The sequence below is a fragment of the Marinobacter sp. F3R08 genome (assembly GCF_018860425.1).
GTDB lineage: Bacteria > Pseudomonadota > Gammaproteobacteria > Pseudomonadales > Oleiphilaceae > Marinobacter.
Map to the genome: position 1 here is coordinate 521,018 of NZ_JAHKPI010000014.1, position 26,761 is coordinate 547,778.

Here is a 26,761-nt window from a genome sequence, read left to right on the forward strand (position 1 = left end):
CTGAACTGGAGAATGTATTTGAAGACCAAATGGATGATCGCCGGCGTCGGCGTATTGGCTGTGGCCGGTGGGCTGCCCTGGGGCGTAGGCTACGTTACCGAACACCAGTGGCAGCAGGTAACCGCGGAAGTGAACAGCACACAACCGTTCCTGCACGTGGAAACAAAGAGTTACCAGCGGGATATTCTGGGTGCCCGGTTCAATGGTTCGATTAGCCTGAGAAATCCTGACACCGGAGAACAACGGCATCTGGATTATCAGGTCAATGTGACTCATGGTGTTACTGGCAGCCTGATGGAGTTTCAACCTGAGGGAGGCTGGTCTGCCGAAAATGCCGACTGGTTTTCCGGCGAGGAACCAAGGCTAACCCTGGAAACCCGGGTCTGGGGCACTGCAGTTCTTGAACTTGAAGCGCCCGAAATGAAGGTCACTGATGTTGATACAGGAGAGACGCTGGCTTCAAGTGGCGGCCTGGCAAGAATTGAGATCAGTGACACCGGGGCGCAGGCTGATGCTTTGGTGGTATGGCCCGCCGTGACCCTGACGGGGCCGGACCTGGATATTCGGATCAATGACATCCGGCTGGAGCAAACAATGAGTCATTTGGCCAGTCAGGTGTGGACAGGCTCTGGTGAGATTCTGGTGGAATCGATTGCGGTGGCTCCGGCTCAGGAAGCGCCGTTCACGCTCCAGACAATCTCGGTTAGCAACAGCAGCGAGTCGATCAATGATGGCGAGCGGTTAGATTCACGGATGGTTGCCGAGGTTGCCGGCGTATCAACGCTTGATGAGAGTTATGGTCCACATCGACTGGTCTTCGCGTTGTCAGGACTGAACGTGGCGGCCTGGAGTAGCTTGACGGAGAGCCTGTCTTCCCTGCAGGAACTGGCGATCAACCCGACATCAGGTGGTCCGGAGCAGTTTGAGCAGCAGATGGCTGCCATGCTTCAGGCGGAAACCTCCTTCCGGGATCTGGCTGCTGCAGGATTCTCTTTAGGCTTCCCGGAGTTGCTTGTGACGACACCGGAAGGTGTGGTCGAGGGCAGCGCCCGGATATCCCATCCAGAGCTTACAGAAAACCAGAAGGACGAGATGCTGATGGTAATGCAGCAAATGACCGGAGAAGTAGATCTCGGTCTGCCACTGGCCCTCGCGGATGCGTATCCGGATTTCCGGATGCAACTGGCGCCCCTGATCAAGCAGGGGTTTCTGGTACAGGACGGGGGTAGGTTGACTCTTGATGCGAGCATGAAAGATCTCATGCTGGACGTGAACGGTATGGAGTTTCCTCTGCCACCGTTTCTCTGAGCCGAACATCAGGATGCCCGGTAAAAAAAAGCCCCGTTTCCGGGGCTTTTTTTGTGCTATCGGGTTTAACGGAACTTCTTTTGCAGTGCCGCTTCTACTGCAGGATCGACAAACTCCGATACATCGCCGCCCAGAGATGCTATTTCCCGGATCAGGGTCGAGGAGATGTAGGAAAGGTGGTTGGCGGGTGTCAGGAACACGCTTTCCACTTCCGGCGCAAGCCGGCGATTCATATCCGCTAACTGAAATTCGTACTCAAAATCAGAGACTGCTCGGAGACCGCGAAGGATCACTGTGGCGCCCTGCTCACGGACGAAATCGGCTAACAGGTTGCTGAAGCCGGTGACGGTGACGTTGGGGACGTGCGTGGTTGCCTGGCGGACCAGTTCACAGCGCTCTTCCAGATCCAGAAGCGGCTGTTTCTTGGGGTTGTAGGCGACGGCGACGACGACTTCGTCAAACATGCGACCGGCTCGTTCGATCAGATCGGTGTGACCGTTAGTGATGGGATCGAAGGTGCCAGGGTAGATCACTTTAGGCATGCACAGCTCCTTTCTTTATAAGAAGCTAGGATAGCAGCATTTTTTTGCCATCTGTAGGTGTGGGCCACCTAGGGCACCTTGTCGGTGCGCAGACGATCCGCCCCGAGTGGCCAGTCAATACAGGTTCATGCGTCTATCAGTGCTCTAACCGGTCAACCGTTGAGCCAGCCTGGTACTGTTCCGTGCTGCCAGGGCATAGACCGAGAGCTGTGGATTTGCACCGATACTGGTTGGGAAAATCGAAGCGTCGTGGACGCTGAGATTGCCGATCTGATGGTGTTCTCCAAACCCGTTGACGACTGAGGTTTCCGGATCTGAGCCCATGGCGCAACCTCCCATCTGGTGAGCGGTGAACAGGCGGACACGATGGGGGGCCATAGGAAGCTGGTTGATGGCGACTTTGGCTTTGGCCCAACTGGTGTACCAAGCGGCATCGAGGTGCATCGGGCGTACTTTTTCGGCACCGGCAGCAAACTGGATTTCGGCCATGGTGTGAAAGGCGTCCCGAACGCCGGACCAGAGGTAATCGGTGACCGGGTAGTCCAGTACGGGACTGCCGTCATCGCGCAGGGAGACCGTGCCGCCGGGGCTTTCCGGGTGAAAGCCGTCCCGGAGCAGCGCGATGACAGACTGCATATGGGGGAGGCCGGTCATGTTGTTGATCTGGGATTCACCGTGGCCGGGGATCACGCCACTGGACATTCCCGGGTGCAGGGGCGGTACTTCAAGTTTGTAGCCGGCAGGGCCGTCAATACCGTTGCGGAAGTTGAATTCGTCGGAGTAAATGGATTGAGGTGCGCCGTAGTAAGGGTCGACCCGTTGGGGCATCTGGGCAACGGTGGCGTTGACCGGGTGTATGAAAGACCGTTTGCCGAGACAATGATTCGGGTCAGGAATGTCGGATCGCAGCAGCAGGGCGGGACTGCCAATGGCGCTGGCGGCGACCACGAAGTGTCGGGCTTTAAGGGTCACCCTGATCCCGGTCGGGGTGATGCCATCGGAGGCGAATGCTGAGGCCTCCAGGTGGTCGATCTGATCCTGTTTCATGACCAGCCGATCGGCACGCAGGCTGTGGAATAACCGGGCGTTGTTATCGAGGGCCCCGGGGATCGTGGTCATCAGGGCGCCCTGTTTGGCATTGGTCGGACAACCGACGCCGCAATAGCCCAGGTTCCAGCAGCCTTTGACGTTACGTGGAATGATCTGCCAGCTATAGCCGAGTTTCTCACAGCCCTGGCGCAGGACGTCGTTGTTGATATTGGGGGGCACTTGCCAGGGTGCCATGGAGTGTCGTTCTTCCCGGCCGTCAAACCACGGTGCCATGGCGTCCGGCCGGAGTTCTTCCAGCCCAAACGTCTCGGCCCAATAGTTGAGCGTGGGTGCCGGTGTGCGGAAGCTGCTGGTCCAGTTTACGGTAGTCGAACCGCCTACACAGCGGCCCTGTAAAATGGCAATTGCACCGTCCCGGGTTACCCGGCCCATGCCTTCCTGATAGAGGTTGGCATAGGCGGACTGCTCGTCCATCTTGAAGTCTTTCTGATAGTGCAGTCGTCCCTCCTCGACGAGGATTACAGATAGTCCGCTCCGGGCCAGAATCTCCGCAGTGGTGCCACCACCTGCACCGGTTCCGATAATCACAACGTCGGCTTCCGCGCTCTGGTTTTCGGCCAGGCTGGCGCCATCGGTGACGTTCCAGCCTGATTTCAGGCCCTGGGCAATACGGTCGGTCAATGACATGTTTGGCTCCGTCGTATCAGCTGGCATTCAGGCGTTTTGGAATTGAGGCAATGCGTCTACCGCATATTGCGGCGGTCCGGGATAGCCGGACAGATGCCAGTGATCACGATAGCCATAGAACGCCACATTGCTGATCTTGGTCAGCGCAATGTAGCCATTGTTGAACAAGCCGATCCGGCTGGTACGCCAGCGTTCCAGAAACGCATCGGCTTCTGCCGTTGTTGCATTCGGCCAACGCGACCAGACCCGTGCAACCGTTATCCGGGTGAATCCGAATGTCAGCAGATCAAACAGCCGTCGCAATTCCCTCTGATTGGCCGGCCCAAATTTGTGGATACCGGCATCTATTCGCTCGATCGTCCCGACAACCGCTCTGCTCCGGGTCTGGTGCTCTTCCGGCAAAGCGGGGCCAATGATAGCTGGTAGCAGGGCTTCGAACAGCGCGATGTCATCCCCGGTCAGAAACCGGAATTGGTAGCTGGTCTTCATCCGGAGGCCATCGTCACTGAGTCGGCCTGCTGGCTGCGTGGCGCAACCGCTGAGCCCCGAGGTAATACTAACGGTTCCCAGAATCAGGGCGCCGCCCAGCCCGGTTTTGAGAAAACTTCGGCGATCGAGGTCGGTAAGTTGCGACCGTCCCGATGAGGGATGGGTATGGCTGTGCATAGGTGGGTTCTCGTTATTGTTTTATTGAAGGCGCTGAATTCGCCCTCTCATCAAGGGCTGGCGTTGCCCGCCGGACCCAGCAGGGGGCACGGCGACTTTTTGCGGCAATTCCAGCTCTCGACAGATTCTCAGATCCGGGTTTTAGCGGATAAAGAACTTATAAACCATTTTGTGGGCCGCCGACCCGTGGGGCGCATAGACAAATTTGCCGCTGTTGAATTTCTGCTTGGTAAAAATGGCCCGGTGATGGGAGAAGGTGAGGAAGCCTTCGCGACCGTGATAGTGACCCATGCCGGAATCGCCGATGCCACCAAACGGCAGATCGTCCTGAGCCACGTGCATCAGCGAATCGTTGATGCACATACCGCCGGAATGGGTGTTATGCACCACTCGCTGCTGTTGGGTCTTGTCGTACCCGAAGAAATACAGGGCCAGCGGACGGGGGCGATCGTTAATATAGTGGATAGCCTCATCCAGGCTGCCGTAACTGACGACGGGCAGAATGGGACCAAAGATTTCTTCCTGCATCACCGCCATTTCCGGCGTGGTTTTCAGAACCAGCGTCAGCGGGATCTTGCGGGTGCCGTCCTTCAGGTTCTCCCGGGCCGGATTGATCTCCACCAGCTCAGCGCCTTTCTCCCGGGCGTCCTGAAGGTAACCCTGCAGGCGATTGTACTGACGCTCATTGATGATGGCGGTGAAATCGTCGTTGTCCCGCAAGCTGGGATACATTTCGGAAAAACGGGCGCGGAATTCGTCAACGAACGATTGCACCCGGTCGGCGGGGCACAGTACGTAATCTGGCGCAACGCACGTCTGTCCTGCATTAAAGGCTTTGCCGAACGCAATCCGCTGGGCTGCGTCTTCCATCGGGACATCCGGAGAAACCACGGCGGGGGATTTACCTCCCAGTTCCAGGGTGACCGGCGTCAGGTTCTCTGCTGCAGCCTTCATGACCAGCTTGCCCACGGAAGTGGAGCCGGTGAACAGCAGGTGATCAAATGGGCGCGCGGAGAAGTCTGCAGCAACGTCGGCCTCACCATTGATGACCGATACCAGGTCTTCAGGAAAGCTCGCCTCAATCAGTTCTTTGAACAGGGCGGAGGTGTGGGGGGTGAACTCCGACATCTTGATCATGGTCCGGTTACCCGCAGCCAGAGATGCCACAAGCGGGCCGACGGCAAGATACAGCGGGTAGTTCCAGGGGACAATCACGCCGATAACGCCCTTGGGCTGATAATGCACCTTGTTGCTGGCTGGCTGGAACAGCATGGATACATGCCGCTTCGAGGGCTTCATCCAGTCGCTGAGATTTTTCAGCGTGTAGTTGATGCCCTGGATCGACGGCATGATCTCGGCAATCAGGGATTCGTCTTTCGACCGGCAGCTGAAATCGCGGTCGATGGCGTCCACGAGCCGATCCTGGTTACTCAGTAGTGCCCGCTTCAGGCGTTTCAGGTTTTCCTGCCGCTCGGCCAGAGAAGGCATGGGATTGTTGCGGAACGCCTTTTTCTGATCTTCAAGCACGCGGTGAGTGTGCTGAATCAGTTTCTTGCTCTCGGTGAGCTGAACGACAGTGGCTCCCATGATGCTCTCTCCTCTTTGGCTCCGATCAAAATCTGTTAACTGGCTGTTATTTTTGGAAAGCGAACGACCGGTGAAAAAGTGCTCAACTTGCGTGTGGAGGTATTATTAGAGTATATACTCTAGTGAGTCAAGCGGAGATGGCGGGCTCATCTTGCCATCTGTGAGCTGTACAACAAACGCCGAAGGTTTATGAAGACAAGAGACAAAATACTGCTCTCCAGCCTGGAGTTGTTCAACGAACGGGGCGAGCGCAACGTCACCACCAATCATATTGCGGCGCACCTGGCCATTTCACCGGGTAACCTCTATTACCACTTCCGCAACAAGTCGGACATCATCTACGAGATCTTCCTGGAATATGAGAAGCTGGTGGATTTCTATCTGGACATTCCGGAAGACCGCGCCATGACTCTCGATGACATGGCCTTTTATCTGGAATCAGTGTTTGACGGTCTCTGGAGTTACCGGTTTTTCCATCGTGATCTGGAATACCTTCTGGACAGTGACCCGAGACTGCGGCAAGACTATCGCGAATTTACCAATCGCTGTCTGGCGGCAATCAGTCGCATCTTCGAGAAGTTGGCAGAGGCGGGAATCATTGAACCTCAGGAAGAAGGTCTGCGGTCCGCCATGTCCCTGAATGTGTGGTTGGTGATTACTAACTGGATGGCATTCCTGAAAACGGCCCATGCCGCCGAGGCGTCCGCCTGTCTTACGCTTACAGAGCTGAAGCAGGGTATCTATCAGGTACTGACCCTGGAAGTTCCCTATCTGACTCCGGCTTATCGTGAACGGGTGATGGCGCTGAGGGAAAAATATCGCCCGGCTCTTCACGGCAAGTGCGATCAGGATTCTGAGGTGTGTAAGTAAAACCCGAAAAAATGATCAGAAAGTGATCTGACCTGGAACTTTAGTCGAACATAAGAGTCACTAAGAGTGACGTTAGGAATTCGGATTTTCCTTGCGTCTTCTGAGTGCGATCTCAGGTTTTAGCACGTCGCAAACCCTGACGTTTAACCGGCCTGCTTTCTGGTAGGCCGGCTTTTTTCAACTTTGCTCAGGTGGCAGCGTCGGTTTCCCCGGCATCTCCTTCCAGCCAGTCGATCAGTGCCTCCCGGCATTCGTCAACACCTCGCTTTGATGTTGCAGAGAACATGATCAGATGTTCCACGCAGCTGTATGCTTCCAGTTTTTTGGCAATGCCCAACATGGCAGTTTTGGCCTGGCCAAACTTCAGCTTGTCAGCTTTGGTGGCCAGAATCATCAGGGGCAGGTTGTTATGCTCGCACCATTCCACCATCATTTGGTCGAAATCGGTCAGCGGGTGGCGTATGTCCATCACCAGAACCAGGCCGCGAAGGCAGCGTCGGTCATTCAGGTAGTGGCCCAGGTGCTTTTGCCAGTCATCTTTCATATCCCTGGATACTTTGGCATAGCCATATCCGGGGAGATCCACCAGTCGGCACTGTTCCCGATTGAGGGAGAAAAAGTTGATCAGCCGGGTGCGGCCCGGAGTCTTGCTGGTTCGGGCCAGTTTTCCATTAACAGTGATGGCGTTCAGCGCACTGGATTTACCGGCGTTTGAGCGACCGGCAAAGGCGACTTCCGCGCCAATGTCAGGCGGACACTCGTCCAGACGGGAAGCGCTGATAAGAAAACGGGCGCTGTTAAACGAGAGGCTTTTTTGAGTCAGATCAGGGTCCACAGCGGTTGGCTTTCCTTTGGATTTCAGTTATCGGGGATTAATGTATAATGCTACACCAATTCCGGGCGGCGCGCTGCGCGCGACCGCTACCAGCCCCGGTTTTGAGCCTGACTGGTCAGCGCCTGCCGGCTGCAAAGCGAAGAATACCTTTAAAAGATGAGAGAAGCGGAGCGAGCATGAAAAAACTGATCGCAGGAGTAGTTCTCGGTGTTGGCCTCACAGCGATGGCGCACGGGGCTGGAGATCCTCAAGCAGGCGAACAGAACGCAGCGGTATGTGCTGGTTGTCATGGCCAGAATGGCGCCAAGCCGATTATGGGTTCTTATCCGAAACTGTCAGGTTTGGGAGAAAAGTACCTTTATCGCCAGCTGACGGCGATACAAAGTAAAGAGCGAAACATTGCTGAAATGACCGGTATTCTGGACAACATGTCGGATCAGGATCTGCAGGATCTGGCCGCTTATTTTGCCGGTAAGGACATGGTCGTCAGTCAGGCCAATCCGGATCTGGTCGATCAGGGCTCTGCTTTGTATCGTGGCGGCAATATGGCGACCGGCGTTCCAGCCTGTGCCGGCTGCCACAACCCGACAGGTGCTGGCAACGAGCCTGCCGGCTATCCGGCCCTCGGCGGTCAGAATGCCGACTACCTGGTGAAACAGCTGAAAGCCTTCCGTGATGGCCAGCGCAATAATGGTTCCAACGCGGCCATTATGATGGATGTGGCATCCAAGCTGACGGATGCCGAAATTGAAGCGGTCTCCAGTTACATTTCCGGCCTGAACTGACGCCGCCGGTATGTTCCTGTAAACCCCGCCTTGTGCGGGGTTTTTTGTTGCCTTTCGTTTCTGTAACTGCCGGTCAGTGGAACTTTTCAGCTGCGCTGGGTCATAATCCCTCAATCACGAAATTCAGATAACCGGAGATTTTTCATGTTTCGATCCTTCAGAACAACTTTCCTGCTGTTGTTGGCGCTGTCTGTTGCTGGCCTGGCCAATGCCGCAGAATGGCAAGAAGGTACCCATTACAAGCGCCTGGACAATCCGGTACACACTGACAGTGAGTCCGGCGTCGAGGTGGCAGAAGTGTTCTGGTATGGCTGCCCTCACTGCTACAACTTCAAGCCGCTGATTGAGGACTGGGCGGCCAATGCGCCGGATTACGTCAATTTCGTAAAGATACCGGCGGCGCTGGGAAGAAACTGGGAGCCTCACGCCTATGCGTTCTATGCCCTCGAGGCCATGGGCGAGCTGGATAAGGTCCACGATGCCCTGTTCGATGCTCTTGCTGGCGAACGCCGTCCTCTGAATACACCGGAAGCCCTGGCTGATTTTGTGGCGGATTACGGTGTGGATCCTGATGAATTTATCAGTACTTACAAAAGCTTCGGTGTAAATGCCCGTATGCAGAAAGCCCAGTCGAAAATCCGGGGCGCCCGGATTACCGGAACACCGACCATGCTGGTTAATGGTAAATACACCGTCAGTGCCTCTATGGCGGGTAGCCATGAGGCAGTTCTGGAGGTAGTGGACTATCTTGTTTCCAGGGAGCATGGTGAGGCGGAATAACGCGGAAATGCGGAATGTGGCCCGAGCATAGCGAGCAGCCGGCCGGTTGAGGCCGCCATTATGTATAAGCGTATCCGAAAGCAGTTGAATGGCATCCTGAAGCCGGCTGGCGGGCCAAGGGGTGCCTGTTCCGGAACCGAGCATGTGCCGGACTTTGAGCCGCAACGGCACGTGCGCCTGCTTACCTTCAATATACAGGTGGGTATCAATACCTCATCCTACCGCCATTACCTCACCCGAAGCTGGCAGCATGTGCTGCCTCACCGTAACCGTATCGAGAACCTGGACCGGATTGCGTCCCTGCTGCGCAGTTATGACGTGGTGGCGTTGCAGGAGTGCGATGGGGGCAGTCTGCGCAGCGGCTACATCAATCAGGTGCAATACCTGGCTGAAGCGGCGGGTATTCCCTATTGGTATCAACAGCTGAACCGGAACCTCGGTCAGTTCGCCCAGCATAGCAATGGCCTGTTAAGTCGGTACCGACCGCTGGATGTTACCGAGCACAAGTTGCCCGGACTGATTCCGGGGCGAGGCGCTATCATTGCCCGCTATGGAACCGAGCAGGATCCTCTGGTGCTGGTGTTGATGCATCTGTCTCTTAGCAAGGCGGCTCAGCAGCGTCAATTGGGCTACGTTCGGGAACTGATTGCCGATTATCGGCATGTGGTTTTGATGGGGGACATGAATGCCCATGCCGAGCAGCTGCTGACCAAGACCCCGTTGCGGGAGACGGATCTGGTGCCGTTGCCTGATACCGCCCACAGCTTTCCGAGCTGGCGTCCGGAGAAGGCGCTGGATCATATCCTGGTGAGTCCGTCGCTGGTAATCAGACGCTCGGAGGTGGTGAGTTATCCGATGTCGGATCACCTGCCCATTGCGATGGATGTGGCGTTACCTGAGGGTTACCTGGAGAAGTTCTGAGAGTAAGAAGTCACAAAAAAGCCCGGCACATAGGCCGGGCTTTTTTGTGAAGGCCAGATCAGGAATTACTTGATCTTGGCTTCTTTGTACGCAACGTGCTTACGGACAACCGGATCGTATTTTTTGATCTCGATCTTTTCCGGGGTGTTACGCTTGTTCTTGTTGGTCGTGTAGAAGTGACCAGTGCCTGCTGATGAAACCAGCTTGATTTTCTCGCGCATGATGCGGCTCCTTAGAATTTCTCGCCGCGGGCACGAAGATCGGCCAGCACAGCGTCAATGCCTTTTTTATCGATGATGCGCATACCCTTGGTGGATACGCGCAGCTTCACGAAACGCTTCTCGGACTCAACCCAGAAACGGTGGTTCTGCAGATTCGGCAGAAAACGACGACGAGTGTGGTTCATCGCGTGGGAAACGTTGTTACCGGATACCGGACGCTTACCGGTAACCTGACAAACTCTGGACATACTTGCCTCCGACCTGAGCAATGGTCTCAATAATACGAATTCGTTTTTAATGCGTCTCTGGTTGCTAAGGAGCCGTTACGCTCCCATTCGCGCCTCTAAACTGAACGCTGCTCGCCAGACGCCGCCAGAAAGGGACGCTTTTATACCAGAACTCACCCCCCAACGCAAAAAATTGTTGGGAATTTGGCCAATTTTCCGGCATTGACGTGCACAGCGTTAAACCAGATTTTACATCAGACCCCGTTCAGCGAGTGATATTACCTCACCATGGCCCACAACCATATGGTCAAGAACCCTGATATCCACCATCCCCAGCGCGTCCTTGAGGCGACGGGTCAGTGAAATGTCGGCCTGGCTCGGCTCGGCCACGCCCGAAGGGTGGTTGTGTGCAAAAATCACCGCCGCCGCATTGTCCTCCAGCGCCTGCCGCACCACTTCTCGTGGATACACTGCGGCGCCGTCGATGGTACCCCGGAACAATTCGCGGTATTGAATGACCCGATGGCGATTGTCCAGGAAAAGGCCGGCAAACACTTCATGGGGATAGGTGCCCAGGCGGCTGGTGAGGAAGCGGCGAGTATCTTCCGGAGAGCGCAGAGGATCTCCCTGGCGCAGTGGCTCATCCATGACCCGGCGAGCCATTTCCATGGCCGCCTGTACCTGGGCATACTTTGCTGTGCCCAGGCCTTTGATGCCACAGAACTGGCGTTGCGAAGCGGTCAACAGTCCCCGCAGGCCGGAAAATTCGTCAATCAGGTGGCGGGCAAGTGCCATCACTGGCATGCCAGTGGTTCCGGTGCGGAGAAAAATTGCGAGCAGCTCGGCATCGGAAAGGGTTTGTGCACCATGGGCTAGCAGGCGCTCCCGCGGACGTTCGTCCGCAGGCCAGGCGAAGTCTGTCATCTTGGCTTCCTTGCATTGGTCCTGGCGCTTCCTGCGCCGTAACGGGCATCTCAGAGTTACAAAGGTTACTTCAAAAAGTAACAATCGGTAAACGTATGCCGGGGCTGGCAGGCTGTCGCTCCGGCCTGAGCATGCTATCTTATAAGCCTTTCATTTTATGTGGAAACGGAGCCCCTATGGCCGTCAGACGAATCCTTCTGGGTGTGACCGGTGGTATTGCCGCCTATAAGAGCGCTGAACTGGTACGCCAGATGAAGAAGGCAGGCCTTGAGGTGCGGGTGGTCATGACCCGGGGTGCCGAAGCTTTCGTGACGCCGCTGACGTTTCAGGCCCTTAGCGGTGAGCCGGTCCGGACATCCTTGCTGGATCCCGAGGCAGAAGCAGGCATGGGACATATCGAGTTGGCAAAATGGGCCGATCAAGTGGTCATTGCGCCGGCATCGGCGGATTTCATTGCGCGGCTGGCTCAGGGCATGGCAGATGATCTGCTGGCTACCGTCTGCTGTGCAACCGAAGCGCCCATAGCGGTCGTGCCGGCGATGAATCAGGCAATGTGGAGCAACGGGCGGACCCAACGAAACATCCGGCTTCTTGAAGCGGATCCCCAGATTGAGTTGTGGGGCCCCGACCAGGGTGCACAGGCTTGTGGTGATACCGGTCCTGGGCGGATGCTGGAGCCCGAGGCGATCCTCGGGATGCTCAATACCAATGAGTCACAGGCGCTCGCCGGTAAAAACGTGGTCATTACTGCTGGCCCGACCCGTGAACCAATTGATCCGGTTCGCTATATCAGCAATCACAGCTCGGGGAAAATGGGCTATGCGCTGGCCAGTGCGGCCCGCAAGGCAGGTGCCCGGGTCACGCTTGTCAGTGGTCCCGTGATGCTGGCGCCCCCTGCCGGTGTTGATGTGCGCCCGGTGACAACAGCGGAAGACATGTTGCAGGCAGCCTCGGCTGCCGTCGATGAAGGCTGCGACCTCTTTATTGCGACAGCCGCAGTTGCGGATTATCGCCCTGAAACCTGCGCCGGAGACAAGATCAAAAAGTCCAGTGATGCGATGGCGCTTCCACTGGTACGTAATCCGGATACCCTGGCGACCATAGCAGGGCGCACAGATGCACCGTTTACTGTGGGGTTCGCCGCAGAAACCACCGATGTGGCCAGTTATGCGGTCGGTAAAATGCAGCGTAAGAAGCTGAACATGATTGTAGCCAATGATGTGTCGGTCCCGGGGCTGGGTTTCAACAGTGACGATAACGCGGTCATCGTGTTCTGGCCGGACGGCCAGGCGTCGATGGGGCCGGACAGCAAAACGAACATTGCCCGACAACTCGTGGCAATGATAAGCGAACATCTCGACCGGGCTGCCCGCTGACTCAGCGCGGTGCACCAGGTCATTAAACCGACAGGATCCTCAATGAGCAGGAAAAATCTTCAGGTACGTATTCTGGATGACCGTATCGGCAACCAGATTCCCTTTCCCGCATATGCCACCGAAGGGTCTGCCGGCCTTGATCTTCGCGCGTGTCTTGACGAGCCGCTGACTCTGGAGCCAGGCGATACGAAATTGATCCGGACCGGGTTGTCGATCCATATTGCAGATCCGTCTCTGGCAGCGATGATTCTGCCCCGGAGTGGCCTCGGCCACAAACACGGGATTGTGCTTGGCAATCTGGTGGGATTGATCGATTCCGATTATCAGGGCGAGCTGATGGTGTCCTGCTGGAACCGGGGTAGTACCAGCTTTACGGTCGATGTAGGTGAACGCATGGCTCAACTGGTGTTGGTGCCGGTGGTTCAGGCCGATTTTGAAGTGGTTTCGGAGTTTGACGCCAGCGACCGTGGTGCCGGTGGTTTCGGTTCCACTGGAACCCGGTGATCGGGAGGCTGCCGGCCACGCAGAACGTCGTGCCGGCGTCTATACTTTGCGGATAATTGCGTGTCCAGGACGATAAAATTAAAACTGCAGGATGGACTATGAAGCTGAGTAAAAAGAAAGATGCCGACGCGTCCGTTGATGAAAAACCGGCAAAGAAGGTGGAAAAGAAGAAAAAGGCCGGTGCCTCGGGACCAAAGTTGAAACGGCTCAATTCCGTGGCGGTGAACCAATCAATCGTCGTGGTCCTGGCGGGCGCGATTACCGTTGCATTACTTCATTTTCTGGTAGTCCAGCCTTCGGCAGAGGAGCGTTTCGGCTCCGTGGCAACCATGGAAGCTGATGCTGCGGCATTGCGACTGAATCAGTATTTCGATCAGGTCCAGACTAGCGTCAAGGGGCTGGCCACCCAGCCGCACGTCATTCAGGCCCTTAACAGCAGGAATGAAATTCCGGTAACCGAGAGGCAACTGGCGGGTGCACTGCCTGGCATTGAGGCGGTCCATCTGTTTCCCTACCGGGACATTCCTCGAACTGCGAGTGGAGATGGCCTGCTGGGCTTCTCAGGGCTTGAACTGGCCCGGCGTGCAGAAACCGGCCAACGACTTTTTCCTGACGCTTTTCCACGGGATAAACGCTGGTTTATCCAGTTGGCGACCCCGGTACGCAACCCTACTGGCAATGCGGTCATTGGAAGCCTGTTGATCATTTTTGACTCCGCTCAGATTCAACCCTTGCTGCAAGTAGTCAATGCCAGTCTCGGAGGTCAGCTTGCACTGGTACAGACCGTGTCCGGTTCATCACGAACGGTAGTCAGCAATGGCAATGGCTCGGGGCATTCTGAGTCCCGAAGGCTGACGAACCCTGACTGGACGGTGACCTACACGCCTGCGAGATCGCCTGTCGCGACGGTGAATACGGTAATGATCGCCCTTCTGGTCGGAGTTCCTGCGCTGGTCGCGGCCATTATCGTGTGGGTTCTTCTGGGCGGCGCCCAGAAAGGTCTGCGGCAGGATGTCGCTGCCATGATCAAGTGGGCTCACAAGGTGTTTGGCGGAGAAAGGGCGAAACTGCCGGCTTTTCGCTGGGATATGGTAGCGTCAACCGGGGAGGTGCTATACCGCCTGTCTCAGGTTGTTGATAAACGCGTCGCGAAGGCGGGAGAAACTGCGAAACCCCGTAAGGCCAGTTCAGGAAAGGCCGGTTCCAGTGCTGTTCAGGTCAGTGAAGAGCCACTGTTTCAGGACAAGGACATGCTCGACATCGACATGCTTGATGGCGATGATGATGTTCTTGGATTTGGCGGTGTCGACGAAGCAGTGTTTGGCTCGGATGACACCGGCAGTGCTGACGGCGTGGCTCTGTCACAGGTGGCGCTTGACCAGGGTATCTTCCGGGCTTATGACATCCGGGGGATTGTGGGTGAGACGCTGACCGCCGAAGGAGTGGAAGTCATCGGCCGCGCGATTGGTTCTGAAGCACTGGTGCGCGGTGTCGACAGCATCTGTATCGGTTATGACGGCCGCCACTCCAGTCCGGAACTGGCAGACTCGCTGGCACGGGGTGTGATGGCTGCCGGATGTGATGTGATTCATGTTGGTGCTGTGCCCACGCCGGTACTCTATTTTGCTACCCATGAACTCCAGACCGGCTCTGGAGTTATGGTGACGGGAAGTCATAACCCGGCCAACTACAACGGTCTTAAAGTCATGTTGAACGGGGAAACTCTCTGGGGAGAGGGTATCCAGAAACTGTATCAGCGTATTCAGACCGGCGATTTGTCCAGTGGTCAGGGTGCCCAGCGTTCCGAGGATGTCCGCCGAGCCTATTTGGACCGGATTGTTGGTGATATAGCGGTAGCTGCACCGCTCAAGGTCGTGGTCGATGCCGGCAATGGCATTGCCGGTGAACTTGCGCCTATGCTCGTCGAGGAGCTCGGCTGTGAAGTGATCCCGCTGTACTGCGAGGTGGATGGTGATTTTCCCAATCACCATCCAGATCCCGGCAAGCCAGCGAATCTTGCAGATCTGATTGCCCGGGTGGAATCGGAAGGAGCCGACATCGGGTTGGCCTTTGATGGTGATGGTGATCGGCTTGGCGTGGTGACAAACTCAGGCAAGATCATCTGGCCTGATCGCCTGATGATGCTATTTGCCCGGGATGTGGTCTCCCGGAATCCCGGCGCCGATGTTCTCTTCGATGTGAAGTGCAGCCGCAGGCTGGCCGGTGTGATATCAGAAGCCGGTGGCAGGCCAATCATGTGGAAAACCGGCCACTCCCTGATGAAAGCCAAAATGAAGGAAACCGGCGCCCTCCTGGCGGGCGAAATGAGCGGTCATATCTTCTTTGGCGAGCGTTGGTACGGCTTTGATGACGGACTGTATTCTGCTGCCCGGTTGCTGGAAATTCTGGGTATAGAGGATCGTCACAGTGATGAAGTCTTCGAGGATTTCCCGGAAGATGTCAGTACACCAGAGCTGAATGTCGAAGTGACTGAAAGCTCCAAGTTCGACATCATCACCCGCCTTGGTGAAGCCGGAGACTTCTATGACGGCAACATCAGCACGATTGATGGAATCCGTGTGGACTACGCGGATGGTTGGGGATTGTGCCGAGCTTCAAACACGACCCCGGTGCTGGTTTTGCGTTTCGAGGCGGAGACCGAGGAAGCATTGGAGCGTATTAAGGCTGTATTCCGGGATCAACTTCGAAAGGCTGCGCCGGATCTGGCGGCGGAGTTCTGACCTGTTGGTCCATCGGCGATTTGCAGAAACGTATTAACTCAGGATGGACAAGGCGAAAACATGGCGCTGGATCGTGAAACAGCAATGCAGGTGGCTTCGGTACTGAGCCGGGGGCTGCCCTATATTCAGAGATTTACAGGCAAGACAGTGGTCATTAAATATGGCGGTAACGCCATGGAAAATGAAGACCTGAAAAGCAGTTTTGCCCGTGATGTAGTGCTGATGAAACTGGTGGGCATCAACCCGATTGTTGTGCACGGCGGTGGACCTCAGATTGGCGATTTGCTGGCGCGACTGAACATCCAGTCCCGGTTCGTGAATGGTATGCGTGTCACCGACTCCGAAACCATGGACGTGGTAGAAATGGTGCTCGGTGGTCAGGTGAACAAGGAAATCGTGTCCCTGATCAATTCCCACGGGGGCATGGCGGTAGGGCTCACCGGGAAAGACGCCAATCTGATCCGGGCCCGTAAACTGGAGGTGGTCAACCGTTCTCCCGAGCTGGAGCGGCCGGAAATCCTCGATATCGGCCATGTTGGCGAAGTCGCGAGTGTGAATGTGGACGTGATTGACATGCTCACCCGCAGTAATCTGATTCCCGTGATCGCCCCGATCGGCGTGGGCCCTGACGGTGCCTCCTACAACATCAACGCGGATTTGGTGGCGGGCAAGGTGGCCGAGGCCATGAAAGCCGAGAAACTGATTCTGCTGACTAACGTTGCCGGGCTAAAGAGCAAGGAAGACAAAGTGCTTACCGGACTCACTGCCAGGCAGGTCAATGATCTGATCGAAGACGGGACCATTCATGGCGGTATGTTACCGAAGATCCGCTGTGCCCTGAACGCCGTGGAAAATGGCGTTCGCACATCCCATATTATTGATGGCAGAGTGGCTCACGCGTGTCTGCTGGAGATCTTCACTGATGAGGGTGTCGGCACCCTGATTTCCCGTAACTGACGGCACCCGACAAGGAGTCTCCCGGATGAAGCGCTTGCTTGCGACGCTGATAATACTGATTTTAATCGGCTTTATTGCATTCAAGGCTGGTGTCTGGTGGTTGGCAGACCAGCGCTTGGCTGAAGCCAGACAGGCGCTTGAATCCTATGGTGTGCTGCATCGTGGCAGCATCAGTTCCGGTATTGAAGGGCGGTTGGTTCTCAAGGGTGCCAGTTGGCAGGACTTCGAGCTTACCCAGCCTCTTGATGCTGCCCGCGTGGAGCTGGATACCGGTTCTCCTGTCAGCGTGTTGTCCGTTCTTTTCGATCCGGCCAGTATGCCGGCACAATGGACCCTGCGCCTGGATGGCCTCGGTCTGACTCTGGAACCGACCATGCTTCGGAACTGGGTTACCGCAGAAGGCGTCAACAGCGAAGGGGATCGGGCGTTGTTTGCGCTTTCCTGTGCTCCGGACCCCCGTCAGCAACTGAGTACCGGAGATCTGGTTCGGATGGGGATCACCGGGCTCTCTGGCGATGGCTTCGTGCGTCAGACACCGGGAGCCCTCCATGCTGAGCTGAATACCGTCAGCACAGGCAGTCTTGAGCTGAACTGGCCAGAAGCCCGAATCCGGATACAGGATTCAGAGGTGTCCGTTGCCAGTGGCACAAAGCCATTGAATCTTACCCTTCGCGATGGTGGCCTGATGCGTCGCGTTGCCGCCTATTGTGCACGTGAGGCCGGTATCGAAACCGGTGAGTGGGCTGGCCGTGCGATGGGCGCGCTCACCGCTGGTCTTGAAGCCCGGGGTCTGGTAGCCAGTGAACAGCTGAGGGCACTTTACCGGCAGTGGTTACTGGAGGGTGGCGAGCTTGCCGTGAGCCTGCAGCCCGATCAGCCCTGGTTCGGAATTCCCGTCAGAGCGCCGGAGAATGACGATGAGGGATTGAGCTTGCAGGTTCGTTACAACGGTGCCGGTGTGCCAGACGTGTATCTGACCAAGGCCGAGCCTGTCATTCAGGAAGCTCCGGACGTGGCGGTTGAACCTGTCGTGCCAAGGGAGGATCCGGAGACCGAACGTTGGTATCCGGCGGATCTTGAGAGCGCCGACCAGTGGATTGATCGGCAGGTACGGGTAACGCTTTCAAACGATAACGTTGTTGAAGGCCGTCTGGTGAGCGTCAGCGAACGGGAGCTGGAAGTGGCTCGTGTCGTTGCCGGTGGTGAAGTGGCCTATCCTATGTTGATCCGTGCCATTACCGGCTTTGAAATTTGGCGTCGTGGCCGTCCACAATGATTCCAGCCGGGATCTGAGAGGAACTTATGCCGCAGTCTGATAGTAAAACCGTGGCGGTGCCGGGTATTCGTGACATGCTTGCCCGTTTGATATCGCTGCCTTCCATCAGTAGCGCGTCTGCGAGCTGGGATCACAGTAACGAGCCAGTAGTGCGAACCTTGGCGGAGTGGCTCGAGGCGCTCGGGTTTGCTGTGGAAATATTGGAAGTGCCAGGAATGCCCGGCAAGTTCAACCTGATCGGAACACTGGGCAGAGGTCCGGGAGGTCTTGTACTGTCTGGCCATACCGATACGGTGCCCTTTGATGACAAGCGCTGGCAGAGCGACCCCTTTACCCTGACCGAACGGGACAATCGTTGGTATGGCCTGGGTACCTGCGACATGAAAGGCTTTTTTCCTCTGGCCATCGAAGCGGCCAGGGCGTTTGTCGGGGAAGATCTGAAAGAGCCTCTGATTATTCTGGCCACGGCCGATGAAGAGAGTTCCATGGATGGCGCCCGGGCACTGGCAGAAGCCGGCAAGCCCAGGGGACGTTATGCGGTCATTGGCGAGCCAACCAGCCTGAAGCCGGTGCGGATGCACAAGGGCATTATGATGGAGCGCCTGAAGTTTGAAGGCCAGTCGGGGCATTCTTCGAATCCGGCCCTGGGCCGCAATGCCATGGAAGGAATGCACGAAGCGCTGAGCGAGCTGCTGATGCTTCGATCAGCCTGGCAGGAGAAGTACCGTAACCCGAACTTTGAGGTACAGTTTCCGACCCTGAATCTTGGCTGTATTCACGGCGGAGACAGTCCCAACCGTATCTGCGCACAGTGCGAGTTGCACTTCGATCTGCGTCCACTGCCGGGCATGGACATGGACACGCTGCGCCAGACCATCCTGAGCAAGATCCAGCCGATTGCAAAGCGCCGGGAGCTTGCCCTGGAATTCGAACCCCTCTTTGATGGGGTGCCGCCGTTTGAGACACCGGCCGATGCCGCTCTGGTCGAAGCCTGTGAGAAGCTCACCGGACATACCGCCCACGCCGTTGCTTTCGCCACGGAAGCGCCCTGGCTGCAGAAGCTTGGCATGGAAACTCTGGTTATGGGGCCGGGGTCCATTGATCAGGCGCACCAGCCGGATGAATTCATAGAACTGTCTCAGCTGGAGCCAACGGTGGAGATTTTGCGAGGGCTGATCCGACGGTTTTGCCTTTAGGCCGGAGTCCGGGTCAAATAGGGGCTCCCGACAGTCTTCAATCAGACTGAATTGCAGGCAGTGTAAAGAAAAAAGCTTGGAGTATGTGAATTGAAATCAAACGACTGGCTGCATGGATTTCGCCACTCTTCCCCCTACATTAACGCCCATCGTGGTCGAACGGTGGTGCTGACCATCCCGGGGGATGCCATCGAGCATGGGAATTTCATCAATATCATTCATGACATCGCGCTGCTGAGCAGCCTCGGTGTGCGGCTGGTTGTAGCGTTTGGGGCCCGCACGCAGATCCAGGCACGGCTGGATGCCGCCAGTGTCGAGTCGTCGTTTGCAAAAGGTTTGCGGATTACGCCGGAAGAGCACCTCGCGATGGTAATGGAAGCGATTGGAGGTTTGCGAGCCTATCTCGAAAGTCAGCTTTCCATGGGACTTGTTAACTCGCCCATGCACAATGCCCGTATTCGGGTGACCAGTGGCAACTATGTTGCTGCCAAGCCTGTGGGTGTGCTCGACGGGATCGATTTCGGTCACACCGGGAAGGTACGTCGGGTGGATGTGGCCGGTATCGAGAAATTGCTGGAGCTTGGTCATATCGTGCTCTTGCCGCCGATGGGTTACTCGCCCACCGGGGATGCCTTCAATCTTTCCTATGAAGATGTGGGTAGTCAGGTCGCAGCAGCGCTGCAGGCTGAAAAACTGATCGTGTTCATTGATGATTCTGGCTTGCTGAAAAAGGATGGAGGTTTGATTCGGGAGCTGTCAGCGCGTCAGGCCTCCGACCGTCTTGCCGCCGGTGAGGTCAGCGGACACGATGCCGATCTGCTTCGGGCCGCCTGTGATGCCTGTGTGAAGGGCGTACGTCGTGCCCACATTATCAGTTATGTCGACGATGGAGCATTGTTGGAAGAGCTCTTTACCCGGGATGGATCCGGAACACTGGTCAGCGGTGACCATTACGAGCGGTTCCGTCAGGCCAGGGTGGAGGACACCGGAGGAATTCTGGAGCTGATTCAGCCTCTGGAGGAGCAGGGCATTCTGGTTCGCCGTTCCCGTGAGATGCTGGAAACCGAGATTGACCGGTTTGTCGTGGCTGAACGGGACGGCACGATTGTGGGATGCGCGGCCCTCTACAGTTACCCCGAAGAGCGTGCCGGCGAGTTGTCCTGTTTTGCGGTGGATCCGAATTATCGCCGGGCTGGACGGGGTGATGAGATTCTGGCGATGGTGGAAAAACTGGCTCGGGGGCAGGGTATTCAAAAGCTGTTCGTGCTTACGACCCAGACCGAGCACTGGTTCCGGGAACGGGGCTTTCAGCCTTCGACCGTGCAGGCCCTGCCGGGGCCAAAATTGGCTTCCTATAATGCCCAGCGGAACTCAAAGGTGTTCTTCAAAACGCTCTGACAGGGCGGTCAGATCTTCAGCCCTCTGATGTGCGGGCTTTTCTGACAGTGTCTCTACCGCCTGATAAAAGCCTGGAAAGCTGTACTCTTCGTCCCGAAGCATTTGCTGGAACGCTGGAACGTATTGATTGTACTGGCGAAACAGTGCCAGATTGGCATTGTTCAGGCTCACGGGTGCCGGGCCGAAAGGTCCGGGCTCGGGCCATTCTTTGGTCAGTTCCTGATAGGCCGCCGCCAGGCTTTCGAAGAGGGCGGCCTTGTGGTTACGCAGTTGTGGGTCTGGCAAGCTGTTCTGGCGAGAGTATAGAGTCTCCAGTTGTGAGCTGAAGTCCTCGACCAGGGCAAGGGTCTGGTTTCGGCGAGAAAGACGGCCCAGCGCCTCCTCGAATTGTCCGGGTTTACCCTGCTCCAAGAGCCAGAGTCTGAGCCCTTCCAGCTCCACTGCGGTGGCAAAGCTTTCATTGAATGCGGTGTCATTCGCAATATAGACCACCCGATGGGCCAGCTCATGGAAAATCAGCGCGACCATGCGGTTGTCCGTCAGTCGGATAAATCCGGTGTGCAATGGATCATCAAACCAGCCCAGTGTGGAATAGGCCGTCACGCCACCAATGAGCGTATCGAAGCCTCTGTCTCGAAACCGGGTTTCCTCGGTGCGTGCATCCTCCAGGCGGAAGTATCCCCGGTAAGCCTGACAGCCAAGAATCGGGTAACACCAGCGGTGAGGTTCCAGTGAGAATTCAGGCACAGCCACCAGGTTCACGACCACCCACGATCGATCGAGTTGGATGTAGTCTGTAAAAGCCTCCCCCACAGGAAGTGCCAATCGTTGATCGGCGAATGTCCTGGCCTGTTGTGCCAACTCGAGTTTTGCTCGTAACGCTGGCGGCGTTGTGTCGTCTGCAAGGACTTTCTCCACCGGTTGTCCTGACATCATCAATGACAGATGACCACTGACAGCCTGCGAGTAGTAACCTAGGCTTGAACAGCCGTTGAGCATTGTTATCAGTAGCAAAAATGGATAGATCTGACTAAGCTGTTTCATGAGCCGCGATGTTTTGGTGGATTGGTTTGCCTGCGGAGGCCAGGCCGCTATAGTACAATCATGGTCTCGATAGTAGCAGTTGGTGGCATCCGTCATCGTTTCAGGGACGTAAGTCAGTAGCGGGCCGTATGTTTGATGGCCGTTTCTGCTTTGGAAGATATCAGGTATTCATGGATCCGAGAGAACGTCGTAGCAGCCCCCGACAACCCATCAAGCTAGCCGCCCAGATTGATCTGGGAAACGGCGACGCCTGCCCGTGTCAGATTTCTGATTTCTGTGCGGAAGGTCTGTTCATTCGTTATTCAAGTGAAACCTCGAAGAAACTGGACAGGGCTTTTGCGTCCGGCACGCCGCCGGAGGTGGTGGTCCGTTTTCGTGGGCTGGATGGCGCTCGCCGCCATGAACTTCATGTCAACATTGTCCGGCGAATTGATGGCGCTATGGGGGTCAATTTCAGCCGGCCGAATCCGGCCGCGGTTGATGCCATCCTGCAGCAATGCGGCAGCTCACGCAGGCAGGAGCGCTCTTCCCTTCGTGCTCCGAGCGACAGGGTCCAGTTTGTCCTTCACCAGTCGGCCAAAGCGGTAATTCAGTTCATCGAGCCATTGATGGATAGCTGCCTGGCAAAGATGATTGAAAGTTTGAAACTGGCGGCCAAAAACGCATCGAATGACCAGCAGGCCAATGACTATATGGATGGCTCGGGTCAGATCCAGGCCCGGCAGCGGGGCCTCTGGCATCAGATGGCACAAAGTCTTGAATCGCCATTGAAACCGGCCCCCAAGGGGTTTCCCGGGGCTGAGCTGTCGGTGGTCGACAAGGGTGAGTTTGAGGATTGGCTGACCATCCGGGTGATGGTGACCAAGGCAGATACCCAGTATCGGGGAGACTTGCTGCAGCTTAAACTTCGGTTGGATGAACTTGGCATCGCCAATGCCACGGGGCACCACAATCCCCTTGGGCCATCCCTGGTTTGTGAGGCCTTTCATAACGGTCTCAGCCAGGTTAAAGCGTCCAGGGAGGTGGAAAAGGTTTGCCTCCGGGTCTTCGAGCAGACGGTGTTACAGCAGTTAGGTCCGCTTTATAAAGAGCTCAACGACATCCTGATTCGACATGGTGTTTTGCCGGATCTGGATCTCAGTAAATATCTGAGCGAACAGGCCGGGGCGAAATCGGAGGAAAATAAGACGCCGGTTCAGCCAGAGCCGGTTGCCGAGAAAACTCCGGCGCCACAGCCACAGCCACAGCCACAGCCACAGCCACAGCCGAAGCCGGAACCAGAGGCGAGTGACGAGGGTGAAAGTCAGGCCCGGCCAGGTCGGAAACCCGGAATGTTGGGTGGCGAATTCCGGAGCTATGCCCAGGCGGCACAGACAGCGTTCGCAACGGTCCGCAATCTGCTTAACACACTTAGTGCCAGTCGTGTGGCGAGGGGGGATCCGGAACCTCTGCCGTTTCAGCCCAATGCCAGACCCCTGTCGTCCGGAGAGCTTCAGCGAGAATTGCAGCAGTTGCAGACGCAGCCTGTAGAGCCTGAGGACGAGCTGGCCCCTCTGAAGGAACGGGTGGTAGAGCAAGTCAAAGCAAGCGGTGATAACCGACTGGATGAAGTCCAGCAGGAAACTGTTGATGTGGTTGACCGGTTTTTCAAGTCGGTGGTCGAAAGCCCGAAACTCAGCGAGTACGCACAGCAGTGTATGCGGCAATTGGAAGTACCGGTTTTAAAAGTCGTCATGAGAGATCCTGCATTCTTTGACGATCAGGACAGCCCGGTTCGGGGTGTTATGAACCGCCTGGCGCAATTGGGAGTCAAAGGCGGGCGTGTCAATCCGGTGGTTCAGCGTCGGGTTGATGAGCTGGTCCAACGGATTACCACGGATTTTGAGCAGGACACCGGGGTGTTTGAGCGGGCGGTTGATGAGCTGGATACCCTGATTGATCGCCAGAATCTCGTATACCGCAGGAACGTTGAACGTGTCACGGCCGCTGCGGAAGGCGCACAGAAGGTTGCTGAATCGAAAAAGGCCGTAGCAGGAGTGCTGGATCAAAAACTTGGTGGGCGCAGAGTGCCAAAGGCGGTACTGAGCTTGCTGGATGGCGGCTGGCGGGACCTGCTCTCGTTAACCTGGATCCGGCAGGGCCCGGACAGTCAGCTCTGGCAGGACTATCTGGCAGTGATTGATTCCTTGCTGTCTTTCGCGGACGAGCCCAACGGTTCTGTCAATCTGCCGGAACTGCTGCGGGTCATTCAGGATGGCCTCTCTTCCATCTCCAGCAATCATCTCCCTTCTTCGCAGATCCGGGATGAGCTCAAGCAATTTCTGATTCGCAGCCCGGAGAACAACCCCGAGCTGGTTGAAGTGCCGCTCGAAAAGCCAGCGAAACCGGATGCGAAGGAACGGTCTTCCCGGGAACAAAAGAGTTTGCAGCGATGGATCAACCGGGCCCAGAAACTGCGCACCGGTGATTGGCTTCGTGATCAGGACAAACCGGACGAGCCTCAATACATCCGTCTGGTCTGGGTGGCTCGTGGATTCAGCCGTTTTGTTTTCGTGAATCATCAGGGCATGCGGGTGGTGGAGCTGGAGCTGGAGGGTCTTGCACGGCAGATGCGTAAAGGCATTATCGTTCCCGACAGTCAGTATGAACGACCTCTGGTGGATGAGAGTATTGATAGGATGGTTCGCAAGGTCTACGACCAGCTATCCTGGGCTTCTACTCATGATGAACTGACAGGCCTTCTCGGGCGTCGGGAGTTCGAGCGTATGCTGGATCAGCAGCTGGCCCGTCGTGAAGATGAACGCTCCCTGGTACGCCTGGATCTTCGTCGATTCCGGCTGTTGAACGATACCGCTGGCTACCAGGCCGGCGATGAGACGCTCAGGCAGGTTGCAGATATTCTCCGCAATCAAGTTGTTGATGGCATGCCGGTGGCCAGACTGGCGGGTAACGAGTTTGCCATGCTGGTGCCCTCCGAATGTGCCAGTGATACGGCAAAAGGTCTTGTCAGAGCTGTGGAAGCCGCCGAGTTCAGCTTTGGTGGCCGGGACTACAAGCTGTCTGCCAGTGCCGGTATTGTCCCCACATTGCCGGCACTGGCCAGTGCAGAACGTTGGTTGCGGGCCTCTGAACAGGCGCTGTCTGCGTCCAGGAAACTGGGGCATGGGAGGGTTTCTGAGTATGCTCTGGGTTCCGAAGATCAGGCCCGGCAGGAGCAGATTGCGGCCAAGGTTGCCAGCCTCAGCGATCTGAATGAAGAGCGCATGTTACTGCGCTGTCAGAAGATCATACCTCTGCACGCGAAGGCCTCCATGGCGGCGCAATATGAGGTGCTGATCAGCATGTACGATGACGACGGCAACCTCATTACCGGTCTTGATTTTGTCCGCATGGCAGAACGTTATGATCGCATGCAGGCGGTGGATCGCTGGGTCGTAGGCCATATGCTGGACTGGCTCAGGGAGCAGGCGCCAGACCCAAGGCACTTCGGTGGTGTGTGTATCAACCTGTCCGGCTACTCTATGAACGACGAATCGCTGCTGGAGTTCATTTACGAGAAGCTCAGTGAGAAGGATGCGCCTATCGAGAGATTGTGGTTTGAGATTACTGAAGCCTCAGCGATCAACGACGTTCAGTCGGTAGCGGATTTTATTGTCGAGATGAAAGAGCTTGGCTGCCGTTTCTGTCTGGGCAATTTTGGCAGCGGTCCCAGTTCATTTGAGTTTATGCGCTCGTTGCCGGTGGATCTGATCAAGATTGACGGTACCTTTATCGGCCAGTTAACGACCAGCGAGACAGATCGTGCGATGGTTCGGTCCATGGTGGATATGGCTCATTACATGAATCGGGAAGTCATTGCGTCCCAGGTGGAATCCCGGGATGTTCTGGATATGCTCCGGCAACTGGGTGTTGACTACGGCCAGGGCTTCGTTGTCGAAAAACCCCGTTTGCTCGACAGCCTCATTTGATTCCGGCACTCTTCTGACATGTCACAACGCCATCCGATTATCGCGGTTACCGGTTCATCCGGCGCAGGGACCACTACCACCGGCCAGATCTTTAGTCGGATGTTCGCCAGTGAAGGGCTGAATGCCGCGGTAGTCAGTGGTGACAGTTTTCATCGATACAACCGGGAACAGATGGCACGACTGGCCGCCAAAGGCCAGTTCGGTGAGCGTAACCACTTTGCCTTGGCCGCCAATCACATCGACAAGCTGGAAGCGCTTTTCTACGATTACGGGCACACGGGTAACGGCCGGTACCGGCAATATGTTCACGATGAGGATCGTAAGCTGGTGGAAGCCGGGCACAAGCCGGGAACTTTCACGCCCTGGGGAGCCTTGCCTGCCGATACGGATTTGCTCTTCTATGAGGGCTTGCATGGGGGTGTCATCAGCGAAACCTGCAACCTTGCCCAATATGTTGATCTGCTCATCGGGGTGGTGCCGATTGTGAACCTCGAGTGGATCCAGAAGATCCATCGGGACACCCACAAACGGGGGTACAGCCAGGACGCGGTGGTTGAAACCATCATCAACCGCATGGACGACTACGTTCACGATATCGTGCCCCAGTTTTCCCACACCCACATCAATTTTCAGCGGATTCCGCTGGTCGATACCTCCAATCCCTTTGTTGTCCGGGATGTGCCCACCGAAGATGAGAGCATGCTGGTTATCCGGTTCAGGGATTCCTCGGAAGTCGACTTTCCTTACCTTCTGCAGGTGATTTCCGGAAGCAGCTTGTCACGGCATGACACTCTGGTGATACCCGGTACAAAAATGCCGCTGGCCATGGATCTGATCGTCAGACCCATGGTGCAGCGGCTGATTGCGAGAAAGCCATTCGCCTGACCGGTTTCAGATT

Annotated in this window: 23 protein-coding genes; 14 read left to right on the plus strand and 9 right to left on the minus strand. The window is 56.4% G+C overall.

Features of this window, described 5'->3' with window-relative positions; translation table 11 throughout:
- Positions 1-12 precede the first annotated feature (12 nt).
- Positions 13-1,308: a DUF945 family protein gene (locus KO499_RS05420; RefSeq protein ID WP_228339760.1), complete on the plus strand. Its 1,296-nt coding sequence runs from the start codon at positions 13-15 to the stop codon at positions 1,306-1,308.
- Between the two features lie 65 nt (positions 1,309-1,373).
- Here the strand turns inward: KO499_RS05420 and coaD are convergent, their stop codons facing one another.
- From coaD to KO499_RS05440, 4 genes are all read right to left on the minus strand, one after another.
- A complete protein-coding gene (coaD, locus tag KO499_RS05425; RefSeq protein ID WP_215982683.1) occupies positions 1,374-1,850 on the minus strand; it encodes a pantetheine-phosphate adenylyltransferase in 477 nt (158 codons plus the stop codon).
- A gap of 144 nt (positions 1,851-1,994) precedes the next feature.
- Positions 1,995-3,587, minus strand: coding sequence for a GMC family oxidoreductase (locus KO499_RS05430; protein WP_215982684.1), 1,593 nt, complete (start codon positions 3,585-3,587; stop codon positions 1,995-1,997).
- A gap of 27 nt (positions 3,588-3,614) precedes the next feature.
- A complete protein-coding gene (locus KO499_RS05435; RefSeq protein WP_215982685.1) occupies positions 3,615-4,253 on the minus strand; it encodes a hypothetical protein in 639 nt (212 codons plus the stop codon).
- Positions 4,254-4,394: 141 nt separating this feature from the next.
- Positions 4,395-5,840, minus strand: coding sequence for a coniferyl aldehyde dehydrogenase (locus KO499_RS05440; RefSeq protein ID WP_215982686.1), 1,446 nt, complete (start codon positions 5,838-5,840; stop codon positions 4,395-4,397).
- A gap of 189 nt (positions 5,841-6,029) precedes the next feature.
- Here KO499_RS05440 and KO499_RS05445 point away from each other — a divergent pair, with 189 nt between their 5' ends.
- Positions 6,030-6,710, plus strand: a complete 681-nt coding sequence (locus KO499_RS05445; RefSeq protein ID WP_215982687.1) for a TetR/AcrR family transcriptional regulator — start codon at positions 6,030-6,032, stop codon at positions 6,708-6,710.
- Positions 6,711-6,897: 187 nt separating this feature from the next.
- Here KO499_RS05445 and yihA read toward each other — a convergent pair whose 3' ends face one another.
- Positions 6,898-7,545 carry a ribosome biogenesis GTP-binding protein YihA/YsxC gene (gene yihA, locus KO499_RS05450; RefSeq protein WP_215982688.1) on the minus strand — a complete coding sequence of 216 codons (648 nt, stop codon included), beginning with the start codon at positions 7,543-7,545 and terminating at the stop codon, positions 6,898-6,900.
- A 176-nt stretch (positions 7,546-7,721) separates the two neighbouring features.
- Here yihA and KO499_RS05455 point away from each other — a divergent pair, with 176 nt between their 5' ends.
- From KO499_RS05455 to KO499_RS05465, 3 genes are all read left to right on the plus strand, one after another.
- Positions 7,722-8,330, plus strand: coding sequence for a c-type cytochrome (locus KO499_RS05455; protein WP_215982689.1), 609 nt, complete (start codon positions 7,722-7,724; stop codon positions 8,328-8,330).
- 144 nt (positions 8,331-8,474) lie between these two features.
- Positions 8,475-9,110 carry a thiol:disulfide interchange protein DsbA/DsbL gene (locus KO499_RS05460; RefSeq protein ID WP_215982690.1) on the plus strand — a complete coding sequence of 212 codons (636 nt, stop codon included), beginning with the start codon at positions 8,475-8,477 and terminating at the stop codon, positions 9,108-9,110.
- A gap of 60 nt (positions 9,111-9,170) precedes the next feature.
- Entirely contained in the window at positions 9,171-10,031 is an 861-nt protein-coding gene (locus KO499_RS05465) for an endonuclease/exonuclease/phosphatase family protein (RefSeq protein ID WP_215982691.1), read from the plus strand.
- A 65-nt stretch (positions 10,032-10,096) separates the two neighbouring features.
- Here KO499_RS05465 and rpmG read toward each other — a convergent pair whose 3' ends face one another.
- The 3 genes from rpmG to radC form a co-directional block, all read right to left on the minus strand.
- A complete protein-coding gene (gene rpmG, locus KO499_RS05470) occupies positions 10,097-10,252 on the minus strand; it encodes a 50S ribosomal protein L33 (RefSeq protein ID WP_007153739.1) in 156 nt (51 codons plus the stop codon).
- An 11-nt stretch (positions 10,253-10,263) separates the two neighbouring features.
- A complete protein-coding gene (gene rpmB / locus KO499_RS05475; protein ID WP_008173462.1) occupies positions 10,264-10,500 on the minus strand; it encodes a 50S ribosomal protein L28 in 237 nt (78 codons plus the stop codon).
- 228 nt (positions 10,501-10,728) lie between these two features.
- Positions 10,729-11,403 carry a RadC family protein gene (gene radC, locus KO499_RS05480; protein WP_215982692.1) on the minus strand — a complete coding sequence of 225 codons (675 nt, stop codon included), beginning with the start codon at positions 11,401-11,403 and terminating at the stop codon, positions 10,729-10,731.
- A 176-nt stretch (positions 11,404-11,579) separates the two neighbouring features.
- On the opposite strand from radC, the gene coaBC reads away from it, so the two are divergent.
- From coaBC to argA, 7 genes are all read left to right on the plus strand, one after another.
- Complete coding sequence (coaBC, locus tag KO499_RS05485) at positions 11,580-12,779, plus strand: bifunctional phosphopantothenoylcysteine decarboxylase/phosphopantothenate--cysteine ligase CoaBC (protein ID WP_215982693.1); 1,200 nt, start codon at positions 11,580-11,582, stop codon at positions 12,777-12,779.
- A 42-nt stretch (positions 12,780-12,821) separates the two neighbouring features.
- Positions 12,822-13,283 carry a dUTP diphosphatase gene (gene dut, locus KO499_RS05490; RefSeq protein ID WP_215982694.1) on the plus strand — a complete coding sequence of 154 codons (462 nt, stop codon included), beginning with the start codon at positions 12,822-12,824 and terminating at the stop codon, positions 13,281-13,283.
- Between the two features lie 98 nt (positions 13,284-13,381).
- A complete protein-coding gene (locus KO499_RS19895; protein ID WP_323133322.1) occupies positions 13,382-16,024 on the plus strand; it encodes a phosphomannomutase/phosphoglucomutase in 2,643 nt (880 codons plus the stop codon).
- Positions 16,025-16,084: 60 nt separating this feature from the next.
- Entirely contained in the window at positions 16,085-16,981 is an 897-nt protein-coding gene (gene argB, locus KO499_RS05500; RefSeq protein ID WP_215982695.1) for an acetylglutamate kinase, read from the plus strand.
- A 25-nt stretch (positions 16,982-17,006) separates the two neighbouring features.
- Positions 17,007-18,257 (plus strand): acetylornithine deacetylase, encoded by a 1,251-nt coding sequence (locus KO499_RS05505; RefSeq protein WP_215982696.1) that lies wholly within the window; start codon positions 17,007-17,009, stop codon positions 18,255-18,257.
- Positions 18,258-18,283: 26 nt separating this feature from the next.
- Positions 18,284-19,453, plus strand: a complete 1,170-nt coding sequence (gene argE / locus KO499_RS05510; RefSeq protein WP_215982697.1) for an acetylornithine deacetylase — start codon at positions 18,284-18,286, stop codon at positions 19,451-19,453.
- Between the two features lie 90 nt (positions 19,454-19,543).
- Positions 19,544-20,851 (plus strand): amino-acid N-acetyltransferase, encoded by a 1,308-nt coding sequence (gene argA, locus KO499_RS05515; protein WP_215982698.1) that lies wholly within the window; start codon positions 19,544-19,546, stop codon positions 20,849-20,851.
- Here argA and KO499_RS05520 read toward each other — a convergent pair.
- Positions 20,825-21,895, minus strand: coding sequence for an aminopeptidase (locus KO499_RS05520; RefSeq protein ID WP_215982699.1), 1,071 nt, complete (start codon positions 21,893-21,895; stop codon positions 20,825-20,827). The two genes, argA and KO499_RS05520, sit on opposite strands and share 27 nt — an antisense overlap.
- Before the next feature lie 170 nt (positions 21,896-22,065).
- On the opposite strand from KO499_RS05520, the gene KO499_RS05525 reads away from it, so the two are divergent.
- Together KO499_RS05525 and KO499_RS05530 are read left to right on the plus strand one after the other, a co-directional pair.
- Positions 22,066-25,863, plus strand: coding sequence for a DUF1631 family protein (locus tag KO499_RS05525; RefSeq protein ID WP_215982700.1), 3,798 nt, complete (start codon positions 22,066-22,068; stop codon positions 25,861-25,863).
- Positions 25,864-25,881: 18 nt separating this feature from the next.
- Positions 25,882-26,748: a phosphoribulokinase gene (locus tag KO499_RS05530; protein WP_215982701.1), complete on the plus strand. Its 867-nt coding sequence runs from the start codon at positions 25,882-25,884 to the stop codon at positions 26,746-26,748.
- The last annotated feature ends 13 nt before the right edge of the window (positions 26,749-26,761 follow it).

What these genes read in the sequence shown, in the direction of transcription:
- coaBC (WP_215982693.1), top strand. Translation starts at nt 11,580, where the DNA reads ATGGCCGTCAGACGAATCCTTCTGGGTGTGACCGGTGGTATTGCCGCC.
- KO499_RS05430 (WP_215982684.1), bottom strand. Translation starts at nt 3,587, where the DNA reads ATGTCATTGACCGACCGTATTGCCCAGGGCCTGAAATCAGGCTGGAAC.
- KO499_RS05460 (WP_215982690.1), top strand. Translation starts at nt 8,475, where the DNA reads ATGTTTCGATCCTTCAGAACAACTTTCCTGCTGTTGTTGGCGCTGTCT.
- KO499_RS05455 (WP_215982689.1), top strand. Translation starts at nt 7,722, where the DNA reads ATGAAAAAACTGATCGCAGGAGTAGTTCTCGGTGTTGGCCTCACAGCG.
- coaD (WP_215982683.1), bottom strand. Translation starts at nt 1,850, where the DNA reads ATGCCTAAAGTGATCTACCCTGGCACCTTCGATCCCATCACTAACGGT.
- KO499_RS05530 (WP_215982701.1), top strand. Translation starts at nt 25,882, where the DNA reads ATGTCACAACGCCATCCGATTATCGCGGTTACCGGTTCATCCGGCGCA.
- KO499_RS05420 (WP_228339760.1), top strand. Translation starts at nt 13, where the DNA reads ATGTATTTGAAGACCAAATGGATGATCGCCGGCGTCGGCGTATTGGCT.
- argE (WP_215982697.1), top strand. Translation starts at nt 18,284, where the DNA reads ATGCCGCAGTCTGATAGTAAAACCGTGGCGGTGCCGGGTATTCGTGAC.
- rpmB (WP_008173462.1), bottom strand. Translation starts at nt 10,500, where the DNA reads ATGTCCAGAGTTTGTCAGGTTACCGGTAAGCGTCCGGTATCCGGTAAC.
- KO499_RS05525 (WP_215982700.1), top strand. Translation starts at nt 22,066, where the DNA reads ATGGATCCGAGAGAACGTCGTAGCAGCCCCCGACAACCCATCAAGCTA.
- argB (WP_215982695.1), top strand. Translation starts at nt 16,085, where the DNA reads ATGGCGCTGGATCGTGAAACAGCAATGCAGGTGGCTTCGGTACTGAGC.
- KO499_RS05445 (WP_215982687.1), top strand. Translation starts at nt 6,030, where the DNA reads ATGAAGACAAGAGACAAAATACTGCTCTCCAGCCTGGAGTTGTTCAAC.
- KO499_RS05435 (WP_215982685.1), bottom strand. Translation starts at nt 4,253, where the DNA reads ATGCACAGCCATACCCATCCCTCATCGGGACGGTCGCAACTTACCGAC.
- KO499_RS05520 (WP_215982699.1), bottom strand. Translation starts at nt 21,895, where the DNA reads ATGAAACAGCTTAGTCAGATCTATCCATTTTTGCTACTGATAACAATG.
- KO499_RS05440 (WP_215982686.1), bottom strand. Translation starts at nt 5,840, where the DNA reads ATGGGAGCCACTGTCGTTCAGCTCACCGAGAGCAAGAAACTGATTCAG.
- KO499_RS19895 (WP_323133322.1), top strand. Translation starts at nt 13,382, where the DNA reads ATGAAGCTGAGTAAAAAGAAAGATGCCGACGCGTCCGTTGATGAAAAA.
- KO499_RS05465 (WP_215982691.1), top strand. Translation starts at nt 9,171, where the DNA reads ATGTATAAGCGTATCCGAAAGCAGTTGAATGGCATCCTGAAGCCGGCT.
- KO499_RS05505 (WP_215982696.1), top strand. Translation starts at nt 17,007, where the DNA reads ATGAAGCGCTTGCTTGCGACGCTGATAATACTGATTTTAATCGGCTTT.
- rpmG (WP_007153739.1), bottom strand. Translation starts at nt 10,252, where the DNA reads ATGCGCGAGAAAATCAAGCTGGTTTCATCAGCAGGCACTGGTCACTTC.
- dut (WP_215982694.1), top strand. Translation starts at nt 12,822, where the DNA reads ATGAGCAGGAAAAATCTTCAGGTACGTATTCTGGATGACCGTATCGGC.
- radC (WP_215982692.1), bottom strand. Translation starts at nt 11,403, where the DNA reads ATGACAGACTTCGCCTGGCCTGCGGACGAACGTCCGCGGGAGCGCCTG.